This is a genomic window from Streptomyces nogalater (assembly GCF_039532885.1).
Taxonomy (GTDB): domain Bacteria; phylum Actinomycetota; class Actinomycetes; order Streptomycetales; family Streptomycetaceae; genus Streptomyces; species Streptomyces nogalater.
The window spans coordinates 149,552-160,301 of record NZ_BAAASM010000004.1; the positions used below are offsets into that span (position 1 = coordinate 149,552).

The 10,750-nt window shown below is 71.5% G+C and carries 10 protein-coding genes; 1 reads left to right on the plus strand and 9 read right to left on the minus strand.

Annotated features, from left to right (window positions below; genetic code table 11):
* Nucleotides 1-36: 36 nt before the first annotated feature.
* From ABD350_RS05430 to ABD350_RS05445, 4 genes are all read right to left on the minus strand, one after another.
* Nucleotides 37-396, minus strand: a complete 360-nt coding sequence (locus ABD350_RS05430; protein WP_344346588.1) for a nuclear transport factor 2 family protein — start codon at nt 394-396, stop codon at nt 37-39.
* On the minus strand, nt 393-1,787 hold the full coding sequence (locus ABD350_RS05435) for an FAD-dependent oxidoreductase (RefSeq protein WP_344346589.1): 1,395 nt from the start codon (nt 1,785-1,787) through the stop codon (nt 393-395). The genes ABD350_RS05430 and ABD350_RS05435 overlap by 4 nt, the downstream gene beginning before the upstream one ends.
* Nucleotides 1,788-1,796: 9 nt before the next feature.
* The gene (locus ABD350_RS05440; protein ID WP_344346590.1) at nt 1,797-2,192 is read right to left on the minus strand and encodes a YybH family protein; all 396 of its coding nucleotides are present in this window, start codon (nt 2,190-2,192) and stop codon (nt 1,797-1,799) included.
* Between the two features lie 259 nt (nt 2,193-2,451).
* On the minus strand, nt 2,452-3,363 hold the full coding sequence (locus ABD350_RS05445) for an NAD(P)-dependent oxidoreductase (RefSeq protein ID WP_344346591.1): 912 nt from the start codon (nt 3,361-3,363) through the stop codon (nt 2,452-2,454).
* Nucleotides 3,364-3,427: 64 nt separating this feature from the next.
* Between ABD350_RS05445 and ABD350_RS05450 the strand changes: the two genes are divergently transcribed.
* A complete protein-coding gene (locus ABD350_RS05450) occupies nt 3,428-3,868 on the plus strand; it encodes a MerR family transcriptional regulator (RefSeq protein ID WP_344346592.1) in 441 nt (146 codons plus the stop codon).
* A gap of 402 nt (nt 3,869-4,270) precedes the next feature.
* Here ABD350_RS05450 and ABD350_RS05455 read toward each other — a convergent pair whose 3' ends face one another.
* From ABD350_RS05455 to ABD350_RS05475, 5 genes are all read right to left on the minus strand, one after another.
* Nucleotides 4,271-5,119 carry an AfsR/SARP family transcriptional regulator gene (locus ABD350_RS05455; RefSeq protein ID WP_344346593.1) on the minus strand — a complete coding sequence of 283 codons (849 nt, stop codon included), beginning with the start codon at nt 5,117-5,119 and terminating at the stop codon, nt 4,271-4,273.
* Nucleotides 5,120-5,862: 743 nt separating this feature from the next.
* Nucleotides 5,863-6,057 (minus strand): hypothetical protein, encoded by a 195-nt coding sequence (locus tag ABD350_RS05460; RefSeq protein WP_344346594.1) that lies wholly within the window; start codon nt 6,055-6,057, stop codon nt 5,863-5,865.
* Nucleotides 6,050-6,610 (minus strand): flavin reductase family protein, encoded by a 561-nt coding sequence (locus ABD350_RS05465; RefSeq protein WP_344346595.1) that lies wholly within the window; start codon nt 6,608-6,610, stop codon nt 6,050-6,052. Before ABD350_RS05465 ends, ABD350_RS05460 begins: the two co-directional genes overlap by 8 nt.
* 79 nt (nt 6,611-6,689) lie before the next feature.
* On the minus strand, nt 6,690-8,924 hold the full coding sequence (locus ABD350_RS05470) for an ATP-binding protein (RefSeq protein ID WP_344346596.1): 2,235 nt from the start codon (nt 8,922-8,924) through the stop codon (nt 6,690-6,692).
* A 201-nt stretch (nt 8,925-9,125) separates the two neighbouring features.
* Nucleotides 9,126-10,730: an aspartate aminotransferase family protein gene (locus ABD350_RS05475; protein ID WP_344346597.1), complete on the minus strand. Its 1,605-nt coding sequence runs from the start codon at nt 10,728-10,730 to the stop codon at nt 9,126-9,128.
* Nucleotides 10,731-10,750: the final 20 nt, after the last annotated feature.

Consider the following 10,750-nt stretch of genomic DNA (forward strand, 5'->3'; position numbering starts at 1 on the left):
TGGGCGTTGCGGAAGTGAGTCGCGGTGCGGTGGGCGTCAGTTGATGAAGCCGAGGATGCGGTGGATGCGGCCGTCCCGGATCAGGACGGTGTCGGTGCCGGTGGCGCGCGACATCGCGCCGCCCGGGGTGGCCCAGCGCCAGGTGAACAGCACCATGTCGTTGTGGGAGCCGAGCACCGAGATGATGGAGAAGTAGTCGTCGGGCGCGAATTCCTGCATCTCGACCATCGACTCGTTGATGGCCTCCAGCCCCACCAGCGGAGCGGTGAGGTTCTGGTCGATGTACGACCCGTCCTCGGTGAACAGGTCGGCGAGCAGGGCGCGGCGGCGGGCGTCGTCGCGTTCGTTGATGACCTCGATGTAGCGGTGGACGAGGTCGACGGATGTGTCGGTCATCGTGTGCGTGCACCTCTTTCGGCCGTGCCCGCTATCAGGGCACGGAGGTCTGCGGGGGCGGTGCCGAGCGAGTGCCGCAGAACGCGCAGCAGCATCGCGGGCCGCATCAGGGACTCGGCGGGTTCGAGAAGCGCGATGACCCGCAGGAACGCGGCGGCCACCTCGGCATCGCGGGTGCCGGCCCGCTGCACCAGCGTCACGTAGGAATGGCCTACGCGGCTCATCAGGTTCCGCTCGCCCTCCACGCCGGGGTAGGCGCGGTCGCTTCCGGTCATGAGGTCCCAGACACGGTCGACGGCGTCCCGGGCGATGTCGCGCTGGAAGGCCAGCGGCTGCGGTGCCCGGCCGGGACGCAGGTGCCGGCGCAGGGTGCGGGTCTCCAGTGCGGCGACCGTCATCCCCTGTGCGTAGGACGGGTTGAGGCTGCACACCGCGTCCCCCATCACCAGCAGCCCCTGCGGGAACCGGGGCAGCCGCTCGTAGCGGCGGCGCAGGCTGACGGGGAACCGGTAGGCCACCGGGGTGTGCAGCGGCTCCGCGTCCTGGAGGGCCTCGTAGATGTCCGGCGCGGCGACCGACTTGATGAAGCCGAGGAAACCCTCGTGGTCGGCGGGCGGGTGGTCGCCGAGGATGCCGTAGGCGGTGACCACGGTACGGTCTCCGTCGACCTTCGCGGCGATGGCGCCCCGGGGCAGGGCGGGGGAGGCCATGATGTTGATGGCGGTGTCACCCCGGTAGGGGTCCGAGCGCATCCGGTAGTGGCAGGTGGTGTAGCCGAGGCCGATCTTCTGCCGCTCCTCCTCCACCTGTCCGTACCCGAACTCCGCCAGCCAGGCCGGGGTGCGCGAGCCGCGGCCGGTGGTGTCCACGACCAGGTCGGCGGTGAGGGTCTCCTCCGCGCCGCCGTCGTCCTGACGGGCCACCACGGCACCGGTGACCCTGTCGTGACCGGGCGTGGTGCACAGCCGCAGGATGTCGCGGCGCTCCAGGAACTCCACGTTGGGCAGGGCCTCGACGCGCTCACGCACATGACGTTCGAGGAACGGCCGGCTGGACGTGAGTGCCTGTACACCGGTCCGGCTGCGCCGCAGACGCACGCCGTTCACGTACCAGCGCAGGTTCCCGGCGAGGTCACCGAGATGTGCCCCGGAGCGCACCATCTCGTCCGTGATGCCGGGGAACAGTTCCTCGATGACCTGGTGACCGCTGGCCAGCAGCCCGTGCACCTGGCGCCCCTGGGGCACGCCCTTGCGCGGCTCGGTCGCGCCGGTGAGGGTGTCCCGGTCGACGACGGTGACATGTGTGTAGGCGTCGGAGAGGACCCGGGCCGCGAACAGCCCCGCCATGCTCCCGCCCAGGACGATCGCCCGGTCTCCGCATTTCGTAGCCACGGCCGGCGGTTATCCGGCCGTGTTGCGCGGGTCGCCGTACGGGGCGTCCACGGCGTAGCGCCAGTTGCCGTCCGCCCCGCGGGTCAGGACGTCGGTGCCGATGCCGGAGAGCCGCTCGACGCTGCCGTCCTCGCCGGGGACCTCCATGGTCCAGTCGACGGTCAGCAGCGCGGTGTCACGGGTGACGTGGGACTCCCGGATCTTCGCCGTCAGCGTCGGCTTCAGTGCCAGGAACTCCGCGAGGCTGTCCTTGCGCGCCTGACCGGACAGCGGCTGCCCGGGGTCCCAGGCGGAGACCGCTTCGTCGGTGTAGTGCTCGTTGACAGCGTCGGGATCCCCCGAGTTGAAAGCCCGGACGTAGACCTCAAGGTGCGCTTCGACGCCGCCAGCATGGGTAGTGGTCACAGTGAAACCGCCCCAACCAATCGTCGTGCTTCCACATTGACCGGATCGGGACTTCGCGTGACCCGAATCCGGCGAGAAGCCTATGAGCGGTGATCCACTGTCCGGGCATCAGCGAGTAACGCGTTCTCCACCGCGGCGGTGACGCGGTGTCCCGGTTCGCCCCGGCCCGCCCCGGCGGCGCCGCAGGGCGGAAAACAGAGGGTCCCAGCCCCGGGGTGGGGGGCTGGGACCCTCTGTGTGCTTGACGGCTACAGGAGCGTCACGGGCGCGGCGTCGCCTTCTTGAACAGCTCGTAAATCGCCAGGTAGCTCTTGCCGCTGTGGCCCTCGGCGATGGCACGCTCGGCGAGTTCCTTCATCAGCCGCGGGTGCTCGGAGTGGATGCCCTGCTCCTCGCTGGTGCGGGTGATGTGGTCCAGGGCGTTGAGGTTCATCTCCAGGGTGTTCAGGGTGCCCGGGTAGTTGCCGGCGTCCAGGTCGGGCGCCTGCTGGGCCAGGCCCGCGTAGTCGACCACGACCGGCATGAACCAGCCGAGCGCCAGCTCCGCGAACTTCTCGGCCGACACGTTCGCCGAGCCGACCAGGGCGGTGGCGTGCAGCCAGCCGTTCAGGGTCGTGTACATCATGTCGAGCATGGCGGTGTTGTAGAGCACCGCGAGCCCGGGGTCGTCGCCCAGGAAGCGCGGGTCGCCGAGGCTGGTCAGCGGCTCCAGGTGCTGGTCGTAGACGGACTGGGAACCGCTGTAGAGGAACACCGCGCCCGGCTCGCCCACCAGGAACGGCGGCACCATGATGGCGCCGTCGAGGTAGCCCGCGCCGCGCTCCTCGAACCACTTGACGGCCGCGTGCGCCTCGGTCGGCGTACCGGAGTTGAGGTTCACCAGGGCGCGGCCCCGCAGCGCCTCGGCGGCCGGCTCCAGGACCTTGTACATGGTCTCGTAGTCGGTGAGACAGACGATGGTGACCGGGCTCGCGGCCACCGCGTCGGCCACCGTCGCCGCGCGCCGGGCCCCCTTGGCCACGAGGCCGTCGGCCTTCTCGGGGCTGCGGTTCCAGACGGTGAGGGAATGGCCCTTCTTCAGCAGGGTTTCGGCCAGGGCCATGCCCATCGGGCCGAGTCCTACCAGGGTAACGGGCTTGTTCTGCTGGTCAGTTGACTGCTGCGTTGTCATGACGACTAGGCTAGGGTCTCACATCGATGTGAGAGTCAACTCGAATTGGTGTGGTGAGCGACACATGCGCATCGGAGACCTTTCCCGTCGGACCGGCGTCAGTGTGCGCCTCCTTCGCTACTACGAGGAACAGGGACTGCTGCGCCCCCTGCGCCGCCCCAGCGGGTACCGCGAGTACTCGGAGGACGATGTCCGTACGGTGCAGAACATCCGTACGCTGCTGGGGGCCGGCCTTTCCACGCGGACGATCGGCGCCCTGTTGCCGTGCATGGTCGACGACGGCCAACTGCTGGCACCGGCCTGCTCCGGGATGCTGACCGACCTCCAGCGCGAGCGTGAGCGCATCGACCGGGCGGTGGCCGATCTCCAGGCCGCGCGCGCGGTGCTGGACACCATCATGACCGCCACGCTGCCGCACGACGTCGTCGAGGACGGGGCCTGCCATGCGGCGTCGGAGCTGGAGCCGGCCGATTTCGAGGCACTGCTGCGCGGCGCGCACAGCTGACGTGGGGCCGGTCTCCCGTCGCGGGCCCGTCCGGTTCCTGCTCCCGGCGGGGCACCGGGCGCCTCTTCCGGCCCGCTGAACCTCCCGACGGCAAACACGCCGTTACGGTGGCGGGAATCGCGGGAATCGCGGCAATCTCCCGGAACCGGATCGTGGACCGGTTACGAGTACGCGTCGGCCCGCCGTCCGCCCTCTCTCCGTACCGGACCGCGGACCGGTGACAGATCATGTGACGGCCCGCCGTATCAGCGACGGCGGACCGGGCGGTCGCACACGCAGGCACCGCCCTGCTCCCGCCGGGCACCGTTCTGGTCCCGCCGAGCCGACGGCCTGTGGGTGCAGGCCGTCGGCTCGGCGGCCTCGTCGGGCGGCACCGTCCGGGCGCTCCCGCCGGCCGTGGGATCAGCCGGCCGCCGTGGAGGTCCAGAAGGGCGGGGCGCCGTGCGGTGCGGGCCGGCGCTCCTTGAACCGCGACAGCTGCGCGGGGATCTCGGTGACGGTGGAGTCCAGTATGCGGGCCTGGAGTTGACGGAGTTCCGGCGCCGGTTCCAGGCCCAGCTCGCGCTTGAGGATGCGATAGAGGTTCTGGTACGCCTCCAGGGCCTCGGCCCGGCGGCCGGCCCGGTACAGCGCCGAGATCAGCTCCCCGTGGAACCACTCGTGCAGCGGGTAGTCGTCGACCAGGGTGCGCAGTTCGGGGAGCAGCTCCCGGTGGCGGCCGAGACGGTTCTCGGTCTCCACCCAGAACTCCAGGGCGCGCAACCGCAGTTCCTCGAAGTGGGCCACCCGGGACGCCAGCACGCTGCCGTGGGGGACGTTGCTCAGTATGGGGCCGCGCATCAGCTCCCTGGCCGTGACGAGATGTCTGGAGGCCCCTTCCGGCGAGCCCTCCGAGAGCTCCCATTGGGCGCGGCGCACCAGTTTCTCGAAGACTCCCACGTCGACCTCGTCCTCGGAGAGGTCCAGGAGGTAGCCGGGCGCCTCGGTCGTCAGCAACTGGCGTCCGGAGGCGCTGACACGGGCGTCGTTGAGCATCCGGCGCGCGTGGTAGACGTGCGTCTGCAGGGTGCGGACGGCACCGGCCGGCGGGTCCGCCCCCCACAGTTCGCGGACGAGGACGTCCGTCGTCACCGCCTTGCGGGCGTGCAGGGCCAGGACGGCCAGCGTCTGGCAGACCTTAGGCGCCTTGGGAGTGAGCCTCTCGCCGTCGTCGGTGATGATCTCGAACAGGCCGATGAGATTGAACCGCACTACGCACGCTCCTGTTCCAACGCTTGTCACGCCCCGGGGCGGGGTGGTGGTACTGCCCCGAGGGTAAGGAGTCATCGGTATAGGACGCCTGTATATGACAAAGAGACAGTCAAGTTACCGGATGGTAGTCCGGTATTGGTTACTCAAAGGCCCCATCCGGCCACCCGGTGTACGGCCCGGTGAACGGGCCGTGTGGGGCGATGCGGCGGGTGGAGGGGGCGGGGGGAAGGCTGAGCGGGGGAGGGGAAAGCGGACGGTGATACGGATTCCGGTCGGTGCCCCTCGCCTCCGACCCCTGAAAGAGGACCCCGATCCGGTTTCTCCTCGGGGAAGGATGTGAGGGGCGTACGGCGGCGCGATGGGGCCTCGGGGGAGGGAGGGGGTGGGGGTGGCCGGCGGCTCTGTTCCGGCGGCGAGGAGGGAGCGTACACCGCGGTGGGGTGAGGTGTTTGGCGCGCGGTCGGGAGCCCGGGCGTCTTACCGGGGGTCCCTCGGTCGAGGCGGTGTCGGTGGGGCGGTGATGTCGGCGGCTGGTCGGGCACCTTTGCCCGTCACCGCCTTGCCCTGTACGTCGGGTGGGATTCGTCGGCGTGCCTGCGCCGGACGGTGAACACGACTGCGGCCCGGCTCGCACTCCTGTGCGGGCCGGGCTCACCGTCTTCGCTGCCCCGGTTTCGCCGGGCCGGGCGCGGCGGTTGTCCGCCCGCCGGGGCCGGGGCGGCGCCGGGGCCGGGCAGTGGTGCTTACGACGGAACGGCGGACCGGTGGGACGAGCGCGGCCGGGCCGCGCCGGGCGGGTGCTCGTCCGGCCGGCCGAGCCTGGTGGTGGCCCGTACCGCCGCCGACCGGGCGAGTCCCACGTTCAACGCCCTGACGATAAGGCCCGCGTTGGGGGTGCCGGCGAGGTCGTCGCCGTCCGGCCCGTCCTCGTCAGGCATGGCCCGGCTCCCCCGTGCGCCCCGCCCCGCCGGCCCCGGTCTCCAGGAACGCGCTGCCGAAGAAGAGCAGCCCCGAGCCGCCGGTGCGGGTCCTGGCGTCGACGACCCTGCCGAGGAACAGCGTGTGGTCGCCGGAGTCGTGACACTCTGTCAGTTCACACTCCAGCCACGCCAGCGCGCCGTGCAGCAGCGGGGCCCGGCTGAACTCACCCAGGTCCCAGTCGAGGCCGTCGAACTGCTCCGGCCCCAGGGGGCGCCGCTTGTCGGCGAAATAGCGGGCGAGTTGCTCCTGCCCCGCCTCCAGGATCGAGACGCCGAAGCGCCGTTGGGAAGTGAGCGCCTTGTGCATGACCGCGTCCTGGGCCACACAGCACAGGATCGTCGGCGGTTCCAGGGAAACCGAGGTGAACGCGTTGGCGGTCATACCGTGGATGTCCTCGCCGCCGACGCTCAGCACGATGACACCCGTCGCGAAACACGACATCGCGTCTCGCAGGGAGGAGGAGGCCAGGGGGGTACGGTCGGTGGATTTCACGACGGACGCCGGATTCATGCCAAACCCTTCGTCGGACTCATGAAGCGAACATAGGCCGCTCCGTACCACGGACACTCATTCTCGGGTAACCGGATGATCAGCGTCCCTGCCCGCCGACCCGCTGGACGTGGTCGCCGCACGCCGCGGCCACCGGGATGCTCATGGACCGTTCGGTGGCGATCCGCTCCGAGGGGCCCAGCGTCACGGTGGTGGCGTGGGCCAGGCCACCGCTCCAGGCGGGGCGCCGCAGCAGCAGTTCGGGCCTGGCGGTGGCGACCACGAACAGGGGCACCGGCACGGCGTCCCCGGCCAGTCCCGCGACCGCGTCGATCTCGGCGTCCCCGGCCCGGTGCAGATCGTCGACGCACAGCACCAGGGGTTCGTCGCGCGCCGCCCGGTGGAAGAACTCGCGCCAGGCGTCCAGGACCTCGTCGGCGGGCGCGGGCGCGAGGGCCGGGTCGACGAGGGGCAGCAGCCGGGACAGGAACCACCGCGCGGTCCGTTCGGAGCGGACCAGGGCCTCGGTCCGCCGGGTCACGGCGGCGCGCGCGGTGAGGGGGTCGTCGCCGGGGCGGACGCCGCAGTACAGGGAGAGCAACCGGGCCTGCAGGTGCGCCGGGCCGGCGTCCGGAGCAGCGGCGGCGGTCAGCACCCTGACCGGCACCGTCCGCCCCGCCATGCGGCGGGCGAACTCCCCGAGCAGCCGGCTCTTCCCGGCCGCGGCGCCGCCCACCACCGTGACCAGGTGGGGCACCGAACGGTGGCGGGTGCGCTCGGCCAGGGCGCACAGGACGTCCGCCTCGGACGACTGGTCCGCGGCCAGGAGTCCGCCCCCGCGGGCCAGCACCTGCCGCGTGCCGATCGCCTGCCAGGGGGCCGCCGTGCTGCCCGAGGGGCGGTACGCGACGGCGTCCTCGGTCAGGCGGCGGACGGCGTCGCTGACCCGCACCTCGCCGGCGGGCACGTCGAAGAGCATCGGCTGGGACTCGTCGAGGACGGTGCCGATGACGATCGGCACATCACCCTTCGCGGAGTGGCGCAGCAGCACCTCCCCGGTGTCCACATAGGCGTGCACCGTCAGACCGCCCGTCCCGGCGGCCGAGGCGGTGCGGGCACCGAGGGTGTCACGTACGGCCAGAGCGGCCGACACCGCCTGGCGGACGTGGTCCTCGGCGGCGGAGGAGCCGATGCCGAAGAGGGCCAGGGAGACGGACCCCAGCGACGCCGTCACCGTGCCGCCGAACCGTGCGATCTGTTCGCCGACCACCGAGGCCGCGTCGTCCAGGAGGTCTTCCAGCCCCTCGCCGGACACGTCACCCGGCGGGGGCACGAACTGCGTCCGCAGCGAGACCACGCTCACCCATCGGCGCTCGGTGCCCCGGTCCGCCGTAACGCCCGTGGAGCGGCCCTCCGGGCTCCGTGGGGCCGGACCGGTGGCGGGGCGGGCCGCCCGTGCCCCGTTTCCGGCGGCCGCCGGCGCGGACACCGTGACGGTCTTCCGCGGCTGGTCGCCCATCAGACCGGCGACTGTCAGGCCGGCCACCGGCCCGGGCCCGGTGTGCCTCGGGGACAGCGCCGGGTCCTGGGTGAGGATCGCCTGCTGCAACCGTTGCAGGGGCTGGCCTGGGACCAGCCCCAGGTCCTCGACCAGCAGGTTGCGTACACGGCTGTAGGTGCTCAGGGCGTCCGCCTGCCGGCCGCACCGGTACAGCGCCAGCATCAGCTGGCCGCACAGACGCTCCCGCAGCGGCTCGGCCTGCACCGTCGTCTCCAGCTCCGCGAGCACGGTGTGGTGCCGGCCGAGGGCCAGCTGCGTGTCGAAGTAGTCCTCCAGCACGTCGAGCCGGGAGTTCTGCACCGCGACCAGCTCGGGCCACTCGAAGCCGACCTCCACCAGGTCGGCGAGGGCGGGGCCGCGCCACAGCGCCAGCGCGTCGCGCAGCAGTTCCGCGGCCTCCTCCGGGGCGCCCTGCGCCCTCTTCTCCCGGGCCTGGGCGACCCACTTCTGGAACAGATGCAGGTCGATCCGTTCCGGAGCGACCTCCAGCATGTAGCCGGGCGACCTGGTCAGCAGTCGCGCGGCTCCCGACGAGCCGTCGGAGGCGCAAGCGAGGACGCCGCGCAGGGCGTACACGGCGTTCTGCAGGATCTTCCGCGCGGTCCGGGGCGCCTCGTCCTCGCCCCAGAGCGCGTTCAGCAGCCGGCTGGCGGCCACCGTACGGTTGGCCTGGAGCAGCAGGAAGCCGAGCATGGCCCGGCGCTGGCTGCCGCCCAGTCTGACCTGTTCACCGTCGTGGACGACCTCCATCGGGCCGAGAACGCGAAACTCCATCGGTGTCCCCCCATGTCAGTGTGCGCCCGTGGCGTGCAGCCTGGGCGACAGGACCCTGTACCGGCCACCATCCTGCGGCGGTCCGGTCCAAGCGCACACAAACCTCGGCCAAAGCGCCCCCGGCGGGGACGCTGCGCGGCTCCCTGCCGGAATGGAGGGGGACCTTCCGGACAGGGAGCCGCGCCGTCGGCCGGGAGACGGTCAGGACGTCGCGGGTCCGCCCCCCAGGAAGCGCTGTCCGTCCTCGTCACGAAGGACGGAGCACACCCCGCGCAGGGCCGTGCGGAGCTGCTCGATGCCGTCGTCGGTGAGCCGGACGGACGGTTCGAGGCGCAGGGTGTTCACGGCGCTGCCGGTCGGGAAGAGCCGGACGGAGTGCTCCCGGAGCAGGTACCCGGCGACGGCATACCCGAGGAAACCGGACCGCGCCAGGTCCCGGATGGCGGGCGCACCGGCGTCGGACCGGTCGTGGAACTCCACGCCCAGCATCAGCCCCCGACCCCGCACGTCCTTGATCACGTCGGGGAACTCGGCCCGCACCGCTTCCAGCGCGGCCAGGAGCTTGCGCCCCAGCTCCCCGGCCCGCCGGTACAGGGCGCCGCCGTCCGCCTCCAGCAGTTCGAGGACCTTCAGGGCGACGAGGCTGGAGAACCCGTCCTTGGCGAAGGTCGAGCTGTGCACCAGCTCGAACTCCTTGTGGTAGTGCGACTCCCGGATCAGGGCGACGGAGGTCTTCGCCACCCCGCCCCCCAGACTCTTGGCGAGGGTGTAGTAGTCACCGCGCAGGCCGACGGCCGGGGCGGCGAGGAAGGAGCCGGTGCGGCCCATGCCGCTCTGGATCTCGTCCACGACGACCGGGCAGCCGATGGCGTCGCAGACCCGCCGCACCTCCCGCGCGAACTCCGGCGGCACTTCGTGGATGCCGCCCTCGCCCTGGAGCGGTTCGAGCACGAAGGCGCAGAACACCGGGAAGTCCCGGTCGACCACGGTGACGGCCCCGTCCACGACCACGACGTCGTACAGCACCCCCCGCTCGGCGTCGACCGTCTTCTGGATCGCCTCGGGCTGTCCGAGGGGGATGAAACGTGTCTGCGCGGCCAGCGCCCGGAAGGGGACCCGGAAGGCCTCGTTGTGCGTGAGCTGCACACTGCCCATCAGCTTCCCGTGGAACGCGCCTTCGGGGGCGAGGAACAGCGGCGGCGCCGACAGCCGGCGCGCGTTGTGGCGCTCGATGCCCGCCACCAGGGCGTCGAACCGTGCCCCGGGGCCCTGGGGCCGCTCCCGGACACCGGCCCGGTCGAAGGCGCTGTCCGCCACCACGGCCTGTCCGGCACGCACCAGGGCGCGTGCCGCCTCCACGTTCGCCTCGATCTCACCGGTCAGGGCCGCCACCCGGAGCGTGCGGCCGAGTTCGGCGTGCTTGATCGCCGCCTCGATCGCCTCCGCACCGCTGTTGGCGAATATCGCGAAGTACCGTTCGTCGTCCCCGTGCTCCCGCTGCAGTATCTCGTTCAGCGCGGCGGCGAGCCGGTTGGCATGGGACGCCCGGGAGAACTGGGCGTGGATCGGCAGCTGATTGTCGAGCAGCTTCCGGGCGTAGGTGACGATCTCCGGATCGTTGTGCCCGAGGAGGACGGAACCGAATCCGCCGACGAAGTCGAGCACCGGGACTTCCCGGCCGTTGTCGTCGAGCCGGAAAAGGTGGTTTCCCGCCGCCCGTACATACTCGACGTCCAGGCTGACCGTCGTCAGTACTTCGGCCAGATGGGGTTCCGCAAGGCCGGTTTCCGGTGCTCCAGGGTTCATGTGGCCCTCGCTGTATTCGG